At 64.3% G+C, this 17,721-nt stretch carries 15 protein-coding genes; 6 read left to right on the top strand and 9 right to left on the bottom strand.

Annotated features, from left to right (window positions below):
* Nucleotides 1-171: 171 nt before the first annotated feature.
* From ABE459_RS15085 to yaaA, 9 genes are all read right to left on the bottom strand, one after another.
* Complete coding sequence (locus ABE459_RS15085) at nt 172-1,275, bottom strand: mannuronate-specific alginate lyase (protein ID WP_323830717.1); 1,104 nt, start codon at nt 1,273-1,275, stop codon at nt 172-174.
* A gap of 7 nt (nt 1,276-1,282) precedes the next feature.
* Nucleotides 1,283-2,728, bottom strand: a complete 1,446-nt coding sequence (locus ABE459_RS15090) for an alginate O-acetyltransferase (protein WP_323830718.1) — start codon at nt 2,726-2,728, stop codon at nt 1,283-1,285.
* Between the two features lie 13 nt (nt 2,729-2,741).
* Complete coding sequence (gene algG, locus ABE459_RS15095) at nt 2,742-4,298, bottom strand: mannuronan 5-epimerase AlgG (RefSeq protein ID WP_125462670.1); 1,557 nt, start codon at nt 4,296-4,298, stop codon at nt 2,742-2,744.
* A gap of 19 nt (nt 4,299-4,317) precedes the next feature.
* Entirely contained in the window at nt 4,318-5,796 is a 1,479-nt protein-coding gene (locus ABE459_RS15100) for an alginate export family protein (RefSeq protein ID WP_125462671.1), read from the bottom strand.
* A complete protein-coding gene (algK, locus tag ABE459_RS15105; protein WP_223277180.1) occupies nt 5,793-7,325 on the bottom strand; it encodes an alginate biosynthesis TPR repeat lipoprotein AlgK in 1,533 nt (510 codons plus the stop codon). The genes ABE459_RS15100 and algK overlap by 4 nt, the downstream gene beginning before the upstream one ends.
* 13 nt (nt 7,326-7,338) lie before the next feature.
* On the bottom strand, nt 7,339-8,505 hold the full coding sequence (locus tag ABE459_RS15110; RefSeq protein WP_125857514.1) for an alginate biosynthesis protein Alg44: 1,167 nt from the start codon (nt 8,503-8,505) through the stop codon (nt 7,339-7,341).
* Between the two features lie 36 nt (nt 8,506-8,541).
* Nucleotides 8,542-10,023 (bottom strand): mannuronan synthase, encoded by a 1,482-nt coding sequence (gene alg8, locus ABE459_RS15115; RefSeq protein WP_125462673.1) that lies wholly within the window; start codon nt 10,021-10,023, stop codon nt 8,542-8,544.
* Nucleotides 10,024-10,094: 71 nt separating this feature from the next.
* On the bottom strand, nt 10,095-11,411 hold the full coding sequence (locus tag ABE459_RS15120) for a UDP-glucose/GDP-mannose dehydrogenase family protein (protein ID WP_125462674.1): 1,317 nt from the start codon (nt 11,409-11,411) through the stop codon (nt 10,095-10,097).
* Between the two features lie 798 nt (nt 11,412-12,209).
* Nucleotides 12,210-12,989 carry a peroxide stress protein YaaA gene (yaaA, locus tag ABE459_RS15125; RefSeq protein WP_125462675.1) on the bottom strand — a complete coding sequence of 260 codons (780 nt, stop codon included), beginning with the start codon at nt 12,987-12,989 and terminating at the stop codon, nt 12,210-12,212.
* 149 nt (nt 12,990-13,138) lie between these two features.
* On the opposite strand from yaaA, the gene ABE459_RS15130 reads away from it, so the two are divergent.
* The 6 genes from ABE459_RS15130 to moaE all read left to right on the top strand — a co-directional run bounded on the left by ABE459_RS15130 (nt 13,139) and on the right by moaE (nt 17,579).
* Entirely contained in the window at nt 13,139-14,257 is a 1,119-nt protein-coding gene (locus ABE459_RS15130; RefSeq protein WP_323830736.1) for a polysaccharide deacetylase family protein, read from the top strand.
* A gap of 33 nt (nt 14,258-14,290) precedes the next feature.
* Nucleotides 14,291-14,638 carry a hypothetical protein gene (locus ABE459_RS15135; protein WP_323830719.1) on the top strand — a complete coding sequence of 116 codons (348 nt, stop codon included), beginning with the start codon at nt 14,291-14,293 and terminating at the stop codon, nt 14,636-14,638.
* Nucleotides 14,639-14,903: 265 nt separating this feature from the next.
* On the top strand, nt 14,904-16,298 hold the full coding sequence (locus ABE459_RS15140; RefSeq protein ID WP_110991660.1) for a PhoH family protein: 1,395 nt from the start codon (nt 14,904-14,906) through the stop codon (nt 16,296-16,298).
* 116 nt (nt 16,299-16,414) lie between these two features.
* Complete coding sequence (moaC, locus tag ABE459_RS15145; RefSeq protein ID WP_125462676.1) at nt 16,415-16,885, top strand: cyclic pyranopterin monophosphate synthase MoaC; 471 nt, start codon at nt 16,415-16,417, stop codon at nt 16,883-16,885.
* Nucleotides 16,885-17,130, top strand: coding sequence for a MoaD/ThiS family protein (locus tag ABE459_RS15150; protein ID WP_125462677.1), 246 nt, complete (start codon nt 16,885-16,887; stop codon nt 17,128-17,130). Before moaC ends, ABE459_RS15150 begins: the two co-directional genes overlap by 1 nt.
* A 2-nt stretch (nt 17,131-17,132) precedes the next feature.
* Nucleotides 17,133-17,579: a molybdopterin synthase catalytic subunit MoaE gene (moaE, locus tag ABE459_RS15155; RefSeq protein WP_323830720.1), complete on the top strand. Its 447-nt coding sequence runs from the start codon at nt 17,133-17,135 to the stop codon at nt 17,577-17,579.
* Nucleotides 17,580-17,721 lie beyond the last annotated feature (142 nt).

Raw genomic sequence — 17,721 nt, forward strand, 5'->3', positions numbered from 1 at the left:
CTCCTAGTTATGCACAGCACCTGGGGCACAGCGCCCCCCAAACCCCCCAGCCGTGGACCGGGGAGCAACTTATTACTCTGTGGGAGCGGGTTTACCCGCGAAGCAGCCACCGAGGTGCCTGGCAAGGGCTTCGCCCTTGTTCGCGGGTAAACCCGCTCCCACAGGGATCTCCTATTTCTTTTGCTCTGCGCTCGGGTCGTAGACCCGGGTCAAATCACCACCCAGCCTGAAGCTGTTGAACGGCTGCATGCCGTGCTTGCGCTTGAGGGTCTGGGCGTCGCAGCGGTACAGCTGGCACCAGGGTTCGAGCCAGGCGTACTTGCTGTCGATCTTCAGGTCGCCCATGTCCTGCTTCTCGCCGTTGCGGGTCTTGAACGCGCTGGGGTCTTTCGAGCCGTTCAGCACCTTCTCGCCCAGGCGGCGCAGGGCGTTGTTGTTCTCGCCGCGCACATCCACGCCATTGGCCTGGGCGAAGCTGGCGATCATCGCCAGCGGCGGCAGGGCGTAGTTGTGGTAGGCCAGGGCGCGCTGCTTGCGCTTGAGCTCGTTGGGCAAAAAGCCCTGGGCATCGACCTGGTTGGCGCCGACCCGGTATTCCTTCACGGCCCAGTCGAACAGGTCGCGCCGGTCGGTGGCCACGGCGGTGGCCATCACCGACCAGGCCGCCCAGTAGCTGTGGTTGTTGATCTTTTCCAGCGGCAGGTCGCTCCAGTCGCGCACGGTTTGCGAGGCCAGGCGGCCCAGCCATTTTTCGATGGCTTCGGCTTCGGCCTGGTGCGCGGCCAACGGCTGCGAGTTGGAGAACTTCAGGCGCAGCCACGAACCGCTCATGCTGCCCAGCGCCCATTTGCGCATGGACTTGCCGGTGTGGTTGTAGTCGGTGGACATCAGCGCGTCGGCGCGGGCCCAGCTGCCGAGCCAGTCCAGGGCGCAGTCGAGCTGGGCCGGGCGGCCGTCGCGCATGTACTGGCCGATCATCTTGCTCACGCCCTTCTCAAGGGTGGTGATGTCCTTGGTCGAGTCACGGAAGGCTTTCTCCGAGGCGACATTGAGTGTCGCCCGGGCCTTGTCGGAACCCTCGTACTTGCTGCGAAACTGCAGCGAGCCGGTGTAGGGCCTGGGCGCCGCTTCGCAGCGGAAGTTGCCGTCGCCGGTCTTGAGCTTTTCGATGCCCTCGTAGTACCCCTGGGGCGGTACCAGCGCGGCCTGCGCCGCACCGCCGAACAGGGCGAGGGCGAGCAGGGCGGGAGCGGTCTTGTGGCTGATGGATGTCATGGTCGCCTCACTGGCCAGCTTGCGCGGTGTGTTGCGCTGGGCTGGCGAAGTTGTTGCGTTTGCACAGTTTCGCTTCGACTTTCTGGGTGCCGCTTTCCGGCCCCTGGACTTCCAGGGCCAGCAGGTTCTGCCCGGCCCAGTCTTCGTCCTCGCGCATCTGGAAGACGAAGCGGCCGTCGGTGTCGGAGGTCGAGGGCTTCTCGATCTTGATGTCCTCGTGGCGGCCGTTGAGGTACCACAGGGTGGCCTGCAGCACTTTCACCGAGCTGTCCTCGAACTTGATGTCGAGCTGGTGGTTGCGGTTGACCAGGTCCTTGATCACGCCATTCCTGCCGTTGACCATCAGCTCATTCTTGCCGGGCTTGAGGGTGGCGCTGGCGCTCATCTGCGCAGGGCGGCCGTCGCAGCCGTCGTCGAGCAGGCCGAGGATCTGCCGCCAGATGGTTTCCTGGTCCAGGCGGTACAGCGGGGAGAACTCCCAGATCAGGATCTTCGGTGGGTGGTTCTGGAACTCTTCGCTGCCCAGGTACTGGATCATCGAGCCCTCCAGGCCACCGCCGGGGAAGGCGACGTTGAGCACGTCGGCACCGATGTACTGCTCCAGAAAGCCCGAGAAGTTGTAGTTCTTGCCGCTGTGGCTGGTGCCCACCAGGGTGATCTGCGCGTTGCCCGCGTCGCCGAACAGGTCGTCGCCGCCGCTGGCGCCGCCCTTGGGCTCGGTGGCGAACTGGTCCATGTACTGCACCGCGTAGCTGGTGCCGCAGAGCTGGCCGGCGACGTTGTGCAGGGTGCCGGTCTTGCCCATGCGCCCGGATTTTTTGGTCTCGAACTCTTTACGCGGGATGCCTTCGAAGGCCGGCATGTGCTGCACGGTGTCGGCCACGATTTTTGCCGCGCGCTCGGCACCGTAGGGCGTCCAGTGCTGGTCGCCACGGAAGTAGAAGTCCTTGCCCTGGTCGGCGGCGGCCAGTTGTTCGTTGGTCAGCGGCGACAGGTCGGGCACGTTGTAGCCCATCTTGGCGAAGCGGGCGAGCATGGCCTGGTAGTTGTGCAGGGCCTTCTGATAATTGAACGCGGCCTTCTCTTCGGGCTTGAGCATGTTGCGGTTCACCAGGCCACGGGTGGGCTGGTACACCACCACCAGCTCGACGCCGCGCTTCTTGAACGCGTCGTGCACCTGCTGCAGGCGTTTGTAGCCGCCGGGGGTGGTGTCGAACTCGGTGCGCAGGTCTTCACGGGTGCGGAACAGCCAGTCGCCCTGGGCTTGCACCAGGGTGGTGAAGTTCTGTTGGTAGCGCGTGGTATAGCGGCTGGCGTCATGGGCCTCGGGGCACAGTTGGCAGCAGGGTTCGGCGCTGAAGGTCGGCGCCTTGACGTCCTCGGCGCGCACGCCCTGGCTGATGGCCAGGAGGGCGGCGGACAGGCCGAGCAGTTTGATCAGGTGTGGGGTCATGGTCTGGGCTTCCTTAATCGATCATTTCGGTCTGGCGTTCGACCGGGTCGATCAGCACGGCCTTCTGCTGGCGCACCAGCAGGTCGAGGATTTCGTCCTGGCGCTCGCCCAGCACACCGTTGAAGCTGATGCCGTTGGCCTTGCGCGGCATCAGCATCGACACCTTGTACAGCTCCACCGACAGCGGCGAGTCGATCGACAAGGGGCCGGAGCCGTTGGCCGCCAGCTCGCCGCCGACCACGATCAGCGACACCTTGGTGTCGAAGGGGTCGAGGGCGATGTCGCGGTCGGTGTCGGAGAGGTCCTTGATGTGCCCGTACACGCCCACCAGGCCATTGGCCATGGCGACGTTCTCGTACAGGCGGATGTTCACGCTGTTGCGCACGCGGATGCCGTGGCGGCGGTTGTTGATCAGCTTGTTGCCCCAGATCAGGTTGTCGCCGCTTTCGTACAAGGTGATGCCGTCGGTGTGGTTGCGGTAGATCTCGTTGTAGGCGATCAGGTTGTTGACGCTGTTACGGTCGATCACCACGCCCGAGAGCTTGTTGTCGTAGCTCTTGTTGTTGATGATCCAGCTGTCGTTGACCTCGCGGGAGACGATGATCCCGTGTTTCTTCTTGGTGCCGTACACGGTGTTGCCGGCGATGATCAGGCGGTGCGAACGGTCGTGGGGGTCGATGCCGTAGACGATGTTGTCGCGGTAGGTGCTGTCCTTGACCACGAAGTCGCTGGTCTCGTAGCAGTAGAAGCCGTACCACATGTCGCTGAACTCGGAGCCGATGATCCAGCCGGTGGGTTCCGGGCGGCCCATCTGCTTGGCCATGTTCGGCGTGTACTGCGAGATGCTCACACCGTATGACTTGGACTTGGCGTAACCGAAGCTGGCCATCTTGCTGTTGACGATGTAGGTCTCGGTGCCGCCCCAGCTGAGCAGGAACGGGCGGAACTCATCGGGCTTGCGGAAGGTTGCCGGGCCATTGGCCTGTTCACGCCAGCCGGTCACCTGGGTGTCGCTGACGAACAGCTTGCCGTCGTTGACGATGAACGCGCCGCCCTCTTCGGACAGGCGCAGCTCCTTGACCTTGCCGTCGATCTCCAGCACGCCCTTGCGCCCGACCACGATCGGCAGGCGCGCCAGGTAGACACCCGGCGCGGTTTCGCGCAGGTACTGGTTGGGGACCTTCTTGCTCAGTTCCACCAGGTCGACATGCCCGTCGTCGATGAAGATCGCCTGGGGGATGCCGTGCTGGCGGCGCACCCATTCGGCGCCCTTGTTGTCGCCGCCGATGAACTCCTTGAGGGTGTCCTCCTGGAGCATGCGGCGCACGCTGACCTTGCCCTTGTGCGCGCGGTCGATCTTTTGCTGCACGGCGGCGGCGGTGTAGCCGGACAGGTCGGGCAGCTTGGGCGGGTCCATCAGCAGCGGCTCGATCGGCGCGCTGGCAACGGTGTAGGTCTTGGCCTGTTGCAGCCCCTTGGCCATTTCCGGCTCGGCGGCCTGGGCCAGGCCTGCGGCCAGCAGCAGGGCGCTGGCCAGCAGGCTATGGCGAAGGTTCGGGTGCAGGTTCATGTCAAATCCTCTCCCGGCCTCAGAAGCGCCAGATCACGTCGACGAAGGCGCGGTGCATGTACGAGTCGGCTTCCTTGCCATAGGCGTCGCCTGGCTTGAACACACCGGCGCGCAGGCGCACCAGGGCCGAAGGCTCGTCGATCGACTGGCTGAGCGAGGCCGGCAGCAGGCCTTGCTTGAAGTACTTGGTCACGACCACGTCCATTTCCTGGCCGAGGTCTTTCTCGCCGTTGACCAGCGGGCGGTTCACGCCGCCGTCGTCGACCACCGCGTTGATGCCGCTGGAGCCGATGTTCTGCTTGCCGTCGACGCGCCAGAACTTGTGGTAGATGAGGCTGGCGTCGTAGTCGTCGCGCAGCTGCCAGGAGGTGAACAGGGTGGCTGCCTGCAGGTTGCCCAGCTCGCCGCGGAAGGCCTCGCCGAAGCGGTGCACGCGCGAGCGGGTGCCGGTGAAGTTGGAGCGGTTGCTCTCAAGGCCGGTCTGCTCGAAGTTGTTCGAGCCGTCGCTGCCACCGCCGCCGCTGCCTCGGGCGTAGGCCGCGCCGACCTGCCAGTTGGGGTCCAGGCGCAGGCGGATGCCAAGGTCGGTGGCCCAGGCATTGACGTCGCCGCTCTGCTTGCCGGTAGCGACCTGGTCGTTGCCCACTGCCTGGCTGCTGAGGGTGTCGCGGTCGCCGGTCAGCCAGGTAAGGCTGCCCCAGTAGTTGACGGTGTGGTCGTTGCGCCAGTTGTAGGCGTCGCTGTTGGCTTCCAGGCCCAGCCAGGTGAGATCGCCCGTGCGGGTCTTGTCGAGGGCGTCGACGGTTTCGCCGGGGCTCTTCAGGCTGCCGCTGTCGTGGGTGTGGTGGGCGCGCACGCCGACCCAATGGCCGGGCGTCCACTGGGTGGCGACGTTGCCGAAAATGTGCGTGCGGTCCTTGTCTTCCGGGGCCAGCTCGGTGAGGTCGGTGCGGTATTCGCTGAAGCGCTGGGCCACGCCCAGGTCGGCCTTGAGCAGGGTGGTGTCGAAGGTCCAGTTCAGTGCTTCGATGTTGGTGTCGCGCCACATGCCATCGTCGCTGCGCAGGCGCTGGCGGCCCAGGCGCAGTTGCTCGCCGGGGTAGGCGGTGAGGCCGCTGTAGCCGACCCAGAACTCGCGCATGGCCAGGTAGCTTTTGTCCGGCTTGCGGCTGTCGTCGCCATTGTCGGTGGTGCTGCCGTCGTCGTTCTGGCGCAGGGTGTCGGTTTCGATGATGTCGGTGGCGGTGACCGCCTGGCCCATGGCGAAGGCGCTCCAGTTGCCACGCTCGCCGTACACCCAGGGGCGCAGGTCGAGGCCGAGGCCGTTGACGTCGCCGCCGGAGCGGGTGCCCAGGTCGCGGTCGTCCTCGGACTGGCCGGTGATCTTCACATCCAGGCCGAAGTTCTTCTGTGCGGTTTCGGCTGCCAGGGTCGGCATCGACCACAACAGGGCGAAACTCAGGCCGATGCCGGCTTTCACGAAGGGGTTGAGCGTCATAGCGAATCCTCGGCGTCTACGGCTGTTTCGTCGTCTTGCAGGGCCTCGATGGCCAGGGTGCTGTTGGCGCCCTGGAACAGGCTGCTGCGCGCCTGTTTTTCCTGTGCCAGCAGTTGCTGGGCCTGGCTGCGCTGCTCGGGCGTGAGCTGCTGGTCGAGCTGCTGCAACAGCTCGCTCGACTGCGGCGTGGGGTTGACCTGCGACAGCTGGGCGAACACCCAGGCATTGGTGGGCGCGGGGCGGATGCCATGGCCTTCGCTGAACAGCTGGGCGAGGGCGTAATCGGCGCTGTTCTGCCCGCCACGGGCGGCGCTGAGCAGGTGATCGACGGCTTTCTGCGGCTCCACGCTGCCCAGGTAGCCACGGCGGTAGAGCTGGCCGAGGTAGTAGTCGGCGCTGACTTCACCGGCGTCGGCGGCGGCCTGCAGGTGCTGCTCGGCCTTGGCGGCATCGGCCGGCACGGTCTTGCCTTCGTAGTAGAGGCGGCCCAGCAGCAGTTCGGCGCGCGGCTGTTCGGCTTTGCGGCCCTTGTCGATGTAGGCCAGCAACTGGTCGGTGTCGCCCAGTTCGGGGAAGTCGTAGAGCAGCTGCGCCAGGCTCACCCAGGACGCCGGGTTGGCCGGGGCGACTTGCTCCAGCAGGGCCTTGGCGGTCTTCTCGTCGGTCTGGCCGAGGCTGCGGTCGGCCAGCACGCGGGCGACGCTGTCGACCCGGGTGGCCGGCACCGTGCCACGGGCGTAGGCGGCCTTGAGCTGCTCAAGCAGGGCGGCCTGTTGTTCGGGCTGGGCGCGTTTCTGGTAGACGGTGGCCAATTCGACGTAGCAGATGTCGGTGGTGGCCAGCGCGGCCTTGCAGATTTTTTCCACCTCGCCAAGGTGCTGGTCGTAGCTGCCCTGGGTGCGGTACAGCAGTACCTGGGCCAGGCCCGCCTCGGGGTTGCCGGCGGCGCGCCACTGGTCGATCTGCTGTTGGGCGTTGACCTTGGGGAAGCTCTGCGGGTACTGCAGGTAGAGCATCGCCAGCGGGATCAGGGTGTTGCCTTCGCCTTGCAGCGCGGCCTGTTTGAGCAGGCGCTCGGCCTCCTCGCGCTCGGCCTGGGTGCTGTCGGGCTTGGCCACCAGCAGGCGGCCAAGGCGGGCCTGGGCGCGGGGCGAGGTGGCGGCTGCCGCGCGGTAAGTGGCCTCGGCCTGCTTGAGCTTGGCCGGCTCGCGGGTGGCCACCTGGATATCGGCCAGGCCCACTTGCGCGTCGCTGTAGCCCAGGTCGGCCAGGGCCTTGTAGTTGCGCTCGGCGGTGGCGGTGTCGCCGCGTTTGAGCGCTTCATTGGCCAGGCGCTGGTCGGGCAGGCCGGCGCAGCCGGCCAGGGTGATGGCCAGGGCCAGGGTGCATAGCCCGAGGCTGATGCAATCACTGTGGGAGCCGGCTTGCCGGCGATTGGCCAGTGCAGGCGCTACATCCGTTGGGCGAGTGCTGCGCACTCGATCGCCGGCAAGCCGGCTCCCACAGGTATCGGGGTGTCTGCTGGTCATCGGCATGATCCTCTTACAGCCCGCGGGCCACGGCCTTGTCGATCAGCCAGTTCAGCGACGGGCCACGGTCGCTGTTGACCGCGGCCGGGCGGCCGGCGAGTTCGGCCGGCAGGCCGTCGTCGGGCTTGATCTGCACGCGGATGTCCGAGGCCAGGTTGTCGGTGTCCAGGCTGGTGCTGCCGACGATGCGGCCGCTGCGCACTTCGTCTTCGCCGGCGATCTGGAAGTTGACCCGGGTGCCCGGCTTCACTTCGTCGAACTGGCGGTAGCTGAAGCGCGCTTCGACCATCGGGTTGCTGGTCCGCGGGATCAGCGCGAACACCGGCTGGCCTTTGCTGGCGTACTGGCCGTCATCCACCAGCTGGCGCGACACCACGCAATCGCACGGGCTGGTGAGGGTGCCGGAAAGCTGCTTGCCGAACAGCTCCTCGACCTTGGCCGGCTCCAGCTGCGCGTCGTCCAGGTGGCCTTTGAGCAGGTCGAGCATGCTGGTGTTGAAGGTCGCCAGCGGTGCGCCCTTGGCCACCGGGGTGCCGTTCTCGACCAGGCTCTGCACGCTGCCGTCACGGGGCATGGTGACGGTGGTGGTGGGGACCGCGACCACGCCGGCTTCGGCATGGCTGACGAAGTACAGGCCGTACAGCGACTTGGCGACGAAACCAAAGGCCACCAGGCCGACCACGAATACGCCGGCGGTGACGGTGACCGCCCGCAGGCGACCGAAGGCCGAGAGGCCGGAGCCTGTGTTGTTCTGCTTGCGCGCCTTGGTGAAGTTGTCGCGTTGCAGGGTGCTGAGCACGTCGCCGACGCTGATCAATTCACCGGACAGGTGGCTGGTGATGATGTGGCGCAGGGTGGCGATGTCGCGCGGCTCCAGGTTCTGGAACTCGGTGCCGGTGCGGCCGCTGTCGCGGCTGCTGGTGCGCACCAGCAGCTCGACGTCCATCGACAGCCCCAGGTTGTCGACCACGAACTGCAGACGCCCGCGCAGCACTTCGCCTTCGGCGAGGGGTTTCTTGGCGTGGAAGGACAGGCCCCCGGCGGAAAGATCGTCCACCTTCACATCGTGTGGCTCGCGGTTGCCGTCCAGGTAGCGCAGCTTGGCGGGGATGCGGACCCGGGCGTGCTGGCGCTGCGCTTCGGACTCATGCACGACATTGACGTTCACGGCGGTATTCATGGCGATTTCGTTCCTGTTATCCGATCCGGGTTGGGCTCACACGACCATGAACAGCACGGCGACGAAGATGCTCGCGGCCGAGAAGGTCATGGTCCGCGAGGACCAGGTGTTGAACCATTGTTGAAAGCTGGCGAGGTCGCGCTTGAGGGCAGTGGGCTGGCGGGTCCAGGACTGCCTGTCGAGGCGGAAGAACACGTAGATCTTCATCAGCGCGCCGACGATCTGGTTGTAATAGAGAATCAGCGGGTAGGCGGGGCCGACGCTGTGGCCCGAGCACAGCAGCATGATCGTCAGGATCAGGCGGGTGATGCCGATCCACAGCAGGTACACCAGCAGGAACTGCAGGCCGAACTTGAAGCTGGCGATCACCGCCACGGTCAGGCCCAGCAGGCTGGTCCACATCGACACGCGCTGGTCGAACAGCACGATGCTGGTGAACAGCCCCAGGCGCTTGAGGCCCAGGCCGAGGGCGCGGGAGTTCTGCCGCAGGTTGTTGCCGTACCAGCGGTACATCAGCTTGCGGCTGGCCTTGACGAAGCTCTTCTCCGGCGGGTGCTCGACCGTGTTGATCGCCGCGTCCGGCACGTAGAAGGTGTCGTAGCCCAGGCGCATCAGGCTGAACCAGCTCGACTTGTCGTCGCCGGTGAGGAACTTGAAGCGGCCCAGGCGCCAGTGCATCAGCGAGTCGCTTTCCACATCGGCGATGAACTCGGGGTCGGTCACTACGCTTGCGCGGAACATCGACATGCGCCCGGTCATGGTCAGCACGCGCTTGGAGAGGGCCATCGAGCACATGTTGATGTGGCGCTGGGCGAAGCGCAGCTTGTGCCACTCGCTCATGATGTAGCCGCCGCGCACTTCGCAGAATTCGTTGGTGGTCAGGCCGCCGACGTTTGGGTAGAGCTTGAACCAGGGCACGGTCTTGCGGACCACGCCCTCGCCGAGCACGGTGTCACCGTCGATCACCGCCACCACGGCGTGGTCGTCGGGCAGCATCCGCGAGATGGCGCGAAAACCGTAGGCCAGGCCGTCGCGCTTGCCGGTGCCGGCGATGCGCACGATGTCCAGGGCGACGTGGGCGGGCGGGTTGTACTTGGCCCACAGGCTCTTCACCAGCAGTTCGTCGGACTTTTCCACCAGCGAGCAGACCACGGTGGTGGGGAAGCCGCAGTCGATCGCCTCGCGGATCACCGAGCTGTACACCTGGGCGGTGGTCAGGGCGTCGATGCGAAAGCTGGTGACCATCAGGTACACGTGCGACGGGTCGGCCGCGGAGCCCAGCTTCTGCACCTTGCGGCGCAGGTAGGGGTAGACGATGTACAGGAAGATCATGCCGCGGATGAAATGGGTGGCGCCCATGGAGTAGCGCCAGATGCCGACAGCACCGACCAGGAAGATGAAGTGCTTCGACTGCGAATCGAAGATATCGCTGGGCAGGGCCAGGGCGATCAGCATGAGCAGGCTCATGTAGAGCAGCCAGCCGGCGCACTGCAACAGCACTGTCTGGAACCTTTGCATGTTCGGCATCCGTCGAGAATTCGGGGGTGGACGGGCGGCGCGCTGGGGAGGGACGCGCCGCCCGGCCGGGGTTACCAGCAGATACCTTCGGTACGGCTGGTGGTGCAGGTTGGCTTGCTCATGAACCCGACCAGGTCGATCACTTGCTTGCCTTCCGGCGCTTGCTGGGCGAGGGCGCGGAACTGCTCGTCACGGTTGCCCAGGACGATGATCTCGGCGTCGTTGACCACCTGCTCGAAGTTGGCGTTGAGCAGCGAGGAAACGTGGGGGATCTTCGACTCGATGTAGTCCTTGTTGGCGCCATGCACCCGGGCGTACTCGACGTTCTGGTCGTAGATGTCGAGCTGGTAGCCCTTGCCGATCAGGCGCTCGGCCAGTTCGACCAGCGGGCTTTCGCGCAGGTCGTCGGTACCGGCCTTGAAGCTCAGGCCGAGCAGGGCGACCTTGCGCTTGTCGTGGCTTTCGATGATGTCGAAGGCGTTCTGTACCTGGGATTCGTTGCTGCGCATCAGCGAGTCGAGCAGCGGTGCCTTCACGTCCAGGCTTGCGGCGCGGTAGGTGAGGGCGCGCACGTCCTTGGGCAGGCACGAGCCGCCGAAGGCGAAGCCCGGGCGCATGTAGTACTGGGACAGGTTGAGCACCTTGTCCTGGCAGACCACGTCCATCACGTCGCGGCCGTCGACGCCCACGGCCTTGGCGATGTTGCCGATCTCGTTGGCGAAGGTGACCTTGGTGGCGTGCCACACGTTGCAGGTGTACTTGATCATCTCGGCGACTTCGATCGGCTTGCGGATCACCGGGGCGTCGAGCTCTTCGTACAGTGCTTGCAGCACGTCGCCGCTGGCGCTGTCCAGTTCGCCGATGACGGTCATCGGTGGCTGGTCGTAGTCCTTGATCGCGGTACTTTCGCGCAGGAACTCGGGGTTGACCGCGACGCCGAAGTCGACGCCGGCCTTCTTGCCCGAGCAGTCTTCGAGGATCGGGATCACCACGTTCTTGACGGTGCCCGGCAGCACGGTGCTGCGCACCACGATGGTGTGGCGGCGGCTGGTGTCGCGCAGTACGTAGCCGATTTCGCGGCACACCGACTCGATGTATTCCAGGCCCAGGTCGCCGTTTTTCTTGCTCGGGGTACCGACGCAGATCATCGACACGTCGCTGGCACGGATGGCTTCGGCGAAATCGGTGGTGCCACGCAGGCGGCCATTGGCCACGCCCTGTTGCAGCAGTGCTTCCAGGCCCGGCTCGACGATGGGCGACTTGCCCCGGTTGATCAGGTCGATCTTGGTGCTGGACACGTCCACACCAATCACTTCATGGCCGCGTGCCGACAGGCAACCGGCACAGACTGCACCCACATAACCCAAACCAAAGATGCTGATACGCATCGTATTCACCTCGTGTGTTTATCACGCCAGCCCTTCTTCGAAAGAGCCAGCCGGGTTGATTGACCAGCAGTTTTCGGGCGCACGGCTCCCTGGCGAATTGACACTTCACCGTGCGCAGGCATGAATAAATCCGGAGCGCAGAAAGTTATGCACTCAACGTTGGCATGCTAAGGCCAGTATTAAAAAGGCGTGCCCTGAAATGCAGCCGTCTTTATTGCAGTTCGCCGTATGCGTACTGCTGTGCTTGTTCTTTCAAGTGGATAAATCCTTTGAAATCAACCACTAGGACGTATGTTATGGGCGCTTCTCTCCTGCATGGATAATGGCTTTTGGCACTTCCTGTACCGCCTTTGAAGTTTGTTGGTTGTGCGCGATAGCGGCACTTTGTCATCTGTAAGTCATCTCTCACGCTGCGGCGCTTGAAACTTGTTACGGGTGCTATGAGCCATGCGGCGCGGTAGAAGTTCCTGGCCGGGTTCGGCGCGGATGAAAGATTTCTAAATATTTTTTCAGTGGCAAATACTTTCACTTTGATGGCACGCGCTAGTTTCACCCCCGTCTATAAAGGGCGAAAACCAAGCGGGATGGTTATATGCCAGCATTCGAAAATATTTTTCAAAATTCGTCAAAAAAGTACGAACGGTCTTATGGCGTTTTGCGATAAAGGTATGAGTGGTGGTTTTTTGGCGTCTGAAAAATGGCTTTTCTGGGCGTGCCCCATGCTGGGCTGCCAATGCACGGGCGGGCCACCCCCGCTCCCCGGCGGTGGGGGGCGCGGGCTGCCCCCGCGATGAAAAATCAGCCTTCGGCGTGATCGCGCAGGAACACCAGGTGATCGGGCTTGGACTGCTCGGCGCTGTAGTAGTAGCCCTGCACATCGAAGCGCTTGAGCTGCTCGGGATCGTTGATGCGCTGCTCGATCACGAAGCGGCTCATCATCCCGCGGGCCTTTTTGGCGTAGAAGCTGATGATCTTGTACTGGCCGTTCTTCAGGTCCTTGAAGTCGACATTGATCACCCGCGCTTTCAAGGCGCTCTTCTTCACCGCGCTGAAGTATTCGTTGCTGGCCAGGTTGAGCAGCACGTCGTCACCCTGTTCGGCCAGGGCCTGGTTCAGCCACTCGCTGATGCGCGTGCCCCAGAAGGCATAGAGGTCCTTGCCGCGGGCATTGGCCAGCTTGGTGCCCATTTCCAGGCGGTAGGGTTGCATCAGGTCCAGCGGGCGCAGCAGGCCGTACAGGCCGGAGAGCATGCGCAGGTGGTCCTGGGCATAGCTGAAGTCGTCTTCGCCGAGGCTTTCGGCGTCCAGGCCGGTGTACACATCACCCTTGAACGCCAGCAGCGCCTGCTTGGCGTTGGCCGGGGTGAAATCCGGAGTCCAACTGCCGAAGCGCGCGGCATTGAGGCCGGCGAGCTTGTCGGAGAGGTGCATCAGTTCGCTGATCTGGGCCGGCGACAGCTCGCGCAACTGCATGATCAACGCCTGGGAGTCGTCCAGGTACTGGGGCAGGGTGTAGCGCTGGGTTACCGGCGGGGTGTCGTAGTCGAGGGTCTTGGCGGGGGAAATCACCGTCAGCATCGGGTCGGCTCCTGGAATCAATCGGCGGATTCTACGGGGCTGGCGGGGCAACGCCAAACTATGGCGACGATAGCCTGGGCACATGGCCACGGAGTTTCGCCGGGTGTCGCGCTATAGTGCGCGGCATGCCTTCATGGAGACCGTTCATCGTGCGTATCGCTATTGCCCTGCTGGCCGGGCTGCTGAGCCTGGGCGTGCAGGCCGCCCCTGCAGATTTCGTCAGCTTCGAGCGCAGCCTGTGGCCCGAGAAACTCGACAGCCCGGCGTTGTTCGACGTGGCCTCGCGCGCGGAGATCCTTTCGTTTGCCAGGGTGCTGCAGGAAAGCGAGATGCTCGATGAGCAGGCGCTGGCGGAGCGCCTGGGCTTGCGCCAGGTCAACCTGCCGGTGATCCGTGCGCTGCGGGCGCGCATGTGGCAGCGGCTGTGGAGCAACTATCAGCAGGCGCAGCAGAGTTGCGAGCAGGATGCGTCGTTTTGCTATCCGCTGGAATCAATGGCTGATTTACGCATGAAGTCGGCCACATTCGCCGCGGAAGTCGGCAAGTTCTACGCCGTTTGGATCGAGCCCAGCCACCAGTTCCACACTCGCTACCTGGACGAGCTGCTGCGCAAGGCGGCGGTGTTCCCGCAGACCTCCAGCGAGGTGGAAAAGCTGTCCGCGCGCGAGCGAAACGGCGATGAGCTCAACGACCGCATGTTCCTCCTGAGCTTCGTCGGCGGCCCCGGTCCTGTGGGCGGCAACACCGATGGCCTGGCCGACTATCTGCGCCGGCAGAAGCTCGACGGCATCTTCTTCGTGCTGGGCAATCGGCTGCAACAGCGTCGTGACAGTGGGGCGCTGGCCGGGCTGTATGCAGGCCAGTGCGTGGGCATCCAGGGCTGGGAGTACCGCTCCCATGCCCAGTGGCAGGGTTGGCAGGACTCGCTGCGGCGCAGCCAGGCGCGGGTTCAGGCGGACCTGCCAGCGCAATATGTGCCGTTGTTCCGCCCGCCCTACGGGCAGCGGCGCGGGGATGGCGAGGCGTTCATGGCCAGCCAGCGGTTGCGGGTGTCGTTGTGGGATATCGATGCCCAGGATGACGGGCCGTTGACCGCCGAGGCTTCGGCGCAGCGGGTGATGACCCTGATGCTGCTGTGGCGCAAGGGGGTGATCCAGTTCCGCGACCACCTGCCCAAGGCGCAGCCGGCGCTGGAGTGGCTGTTGCAGCATACGGCGCAGAGCGGGATTGGTTGGGAGGGGTGTCGGGAGTATGGGGTGGTGGAGTAGGTTTGGCTGGTGATTGCGTGGTGGCGGCTAGGTGTGGGGCGATGGATTTGCAGCGCCTATGAGATCGAGCGCCGCCCGCGCGGCGCATCGCTGGCAAGCCAGCTCCCACATTTGTTTCGGGCCAATTATGTCTGTGAAGGTACCGCTGCCTGCCTTGGTGCATGTCTTGAGTCCGGCGAGGCGCCAGTGGTGCCCACCTCAATATCGAGTCGAACCAACAAGGCGGACAGTGATGAACTTGCTGGAGTGATTGGCCCGAAACAGATGTGGGAGCTGGCTTGCCAGCGATGCGCCGCGCGGGCGGCGCTCGATCTGATAGGCGCTGCAATGTCCGAACGGATCGCCAAAAAATCCAGCCAAAACACCGCATTTGATCTCTGAGCGTAGTCCTACCCAACCCTCACGCCAAGCCCTGTTCGTCAATCGGAAAAATAAACTTCATCTGTGCGTAAAAAGACTTTTTACCGTCATGGTTTTTGCGGTATCAAGGAACCAGACAGCCGAAACCTGCAGCACAGGTGGCGTCATCCACGCCAGCCTTGCCAGGTGAAATCCCCGCCCGTAACAACGCGGATACGGGGGAAACGGCAGTCACTTTGCGGCGCAGCCGTATGCGCCGTGTGGCTTTCACATAAGGTGACCGAGTATGGATGACCAAGGACGCAACCCTTCCTCCAACCAGCCAATCCTGTATGTGCTCGATACCAACGTCCTGATTCACGACCCTAACGCCCTGCTCAACTTCGAGGAGCACCACGTCGCCTTGCCGATGACGGTGCTGGAGGAACTCGACAAGCTCAAGACCGGTAAACACACCATCGCCGCCGAATGTCGCCAGGCCATCCGCCTGATCGACCAGACCCTGGGCGACGCCTCGCCCAGCGATGTCGAGAAGGGTGTCCCGATCCAGCGCGGCAAGAGCGGGCCCAAGGGCTTCCTGTCCATCCTCATGAGCACGCGCAACGAGCCGAACCGCCTGCTCCCCGAAAACCTTGCCGACAACATCATCATCAACCAGTTGCTGGACCTGCGCGCCAAGCGCCCGGACCTGGACGTGGTGCTGGTCACCAAAGACATCAACATGCGCCTGAAGGCGCGCGCCTGCGGGATTGCCGCCGAGGACTACAGCACCGACCAGCTGGTCGACGACGTGTCCTTGCTGTCCAAGGGCTACCACTCGGTCACCGGCTCCTTCTGGGACCGGGTCAGCAAGGTCGACACCCGTCAGGAGCGGGGCCGCACCTGGCACCGGGTACAGATGATCGACAACCTGCCGGCTGTGCACATCAACGAGTTCATCATCGATGAGCAGGGCTTCGTCGGTTGGGTCAAGGGCATCCGCGACAGCGAACTGCTGCTGCTCGACCTGCACCAGGAGCCGCTGCTGCACCAGGAGGCCTGGGGCCTGAAACCGCGCGACATCCATCAGAGCCTGGCGCTGTTCGCCTTGCTCGACCCGGATATCCACCTGGTCAACCTGACCGGCGCGGCCGGTTCCGGCAAGACCATCCTGGCACTGGCCGCGGCCATCGAGCAGACCATGGTCAGCAAGCGCTACCGGCGCATCATCGCCACCCGCAGCGTGCAGGGGCTGGACCAGGAGATCGGCTTCCTGCCGGGCACCGAGGCGGAGAAGATGGAACCTTGGCTGGGCGCCATCACCGACAACCTCGAAGCCTTGCACATGGATGACGAGAGTACCCACGGCAGCGTCGAGTACATCCTCGAAAGGGTCCCGCTGCAGTTCAAGTCGATGAACTACATCCGCGGGCGCAGCTTCCAGCAGAGCCTGATCCTGATCGACGAGTGCCAGAACCTCACCCCGCACCAGATGAAAACCATCATCACCCGTGCCGGTGCCGGTTCCAAGGTGGTCTGCCTGGGCAACCTGGCGCAGATCGACACCCCCTACCTGTCGGCCACCAGTTCCGGGCTGACCTACCTGACCGAACGCTTCAAGGACTTCCCCCACGGCGTGCACATCACCCTGCAGGGTGTGCCGCGCTCGGTACTGGCCGAGTACGCCGAGTCGCATCTGTAACACTTCGCGGGGCAAGTCGCATCGGCATTCCCTCGATGCGACTTGCCCCGCGATGCCCTCTGCTCAAACCTGACCCACGGGTTTACACTCTGCTTTCCCTTCACAGGAGCAGAGCTGTGCTGACTCATCTTGATTCCCAGGGGCGCGCCAACATGGTCGACGTCACTGAAAAAGCCGTGACCGCACGCGAGGCGCTGGCCGAGGCGCGGGTGCGCATGTTGCCGGCCACCTTGCGCATGATCGTCGATGGCGAACACCCCAAGGGTGACGTGTTCGCCGTGGCGCGTATCGCTGGCATCCAGGCGGCGAAGAAGACCAGTGACCTGATCCCGTTGTGCCACCCGTTGATGCTCACCAGCGTCAAGGTCGAGCTGGCGGCCGAGGGCGAGGACGTGGTGCATATCGTCGCGCGCTGCAAGCTGGCCGGGCAGACCGGGGTGGAGATGGAAGCGCTGACTGCGGCCAGTGTCGCCGCGTTGACCATTTACGACATGTGCAAGGCGGTGGACAAAGGCATGGTCATCGAGCAGGTGCGCCTGCTGGAGAAGGTCGGCGGCAAGAGCGGCCACTACAAGGTGGAGGGGTGATGAAGGTCAAGGTCATGTATTTCGCCCGCTATCGCGAATTGCTGGGCGTCGATGTCGAGCGGGTCGAGGGCACCTTCAAGGTGCTGGACGATGTGCGCCAGGCCTTGGTGGCCAAGGGCGGGCAGTACGCCGTGCTGGCCGAGCAGAACCTGATGTGCGCGCGCAACGAAGAGCTGTGCAGGCTCGATGAGCCGTTGGAGGAGGACGATGAAGTCGCGTTCTTCCCGCCGGTGACCGGAGGCTGACCATGGCCGTACGTGTGCAAGAGGCGGCGTTCGACCCGGGGTTCGAGGTCAACGCCATGCACGCCGCCAACGTCGGCGTGGGTGCGGTGGTCGGCTTTGTCGGCTATGTGCGCGATTTCAACGATGGCCAGGAGGTGGCGGGGATGTTCCTCGAGCACTACCCCGGCATGACCGAGAAGGCCCTGGCCAAGATAGTGGTCGAGGCCGAGCAGCGCTGGCCGCTGCTCAAGGTCGAGGTGCTGCACCGCATCGGTGCGCTGGAGCCGGGCGAGCCGATCGTGTTCGTCGGCGTGGCCAGCGCACACCGCCAGGCGGCATTCGACGCCTGCAATTTCATCATGGATTACCTCAAGACCCGGGCGCCGTTCTGGAAGAAAGAGCAGACCGGCGACGGCCCGCGCTGGGTCGAGGGCAAGCAGAGCGATGAGGACGCGGCCCGGCGCTGGTGAGGCGTGCTTGCCTGTCTTTTACGGGGGCAGCCCTTCAAGGTAATTCGAATCTGACGTTGACTTGAGACCGCTGGGGCTGCTTTGCAGCCCTTTCGCGACACAAGGCCGCTCCTACAGGTAACCGAGATCGCCTGTAGGAGCG

Origin of the sequence: Pseudomonas sp. TWI923, assembly GCF_039673365.1 — a bacterium.
Taxonomy (GTDB): domain Bacteria; phylum Pseudomonadota; class Gammaproteobacteria; order Pseudomonadales; family Pseudomonadaceae; genus Aquipseudomonas; species Aquipseudomonas sichuanensis.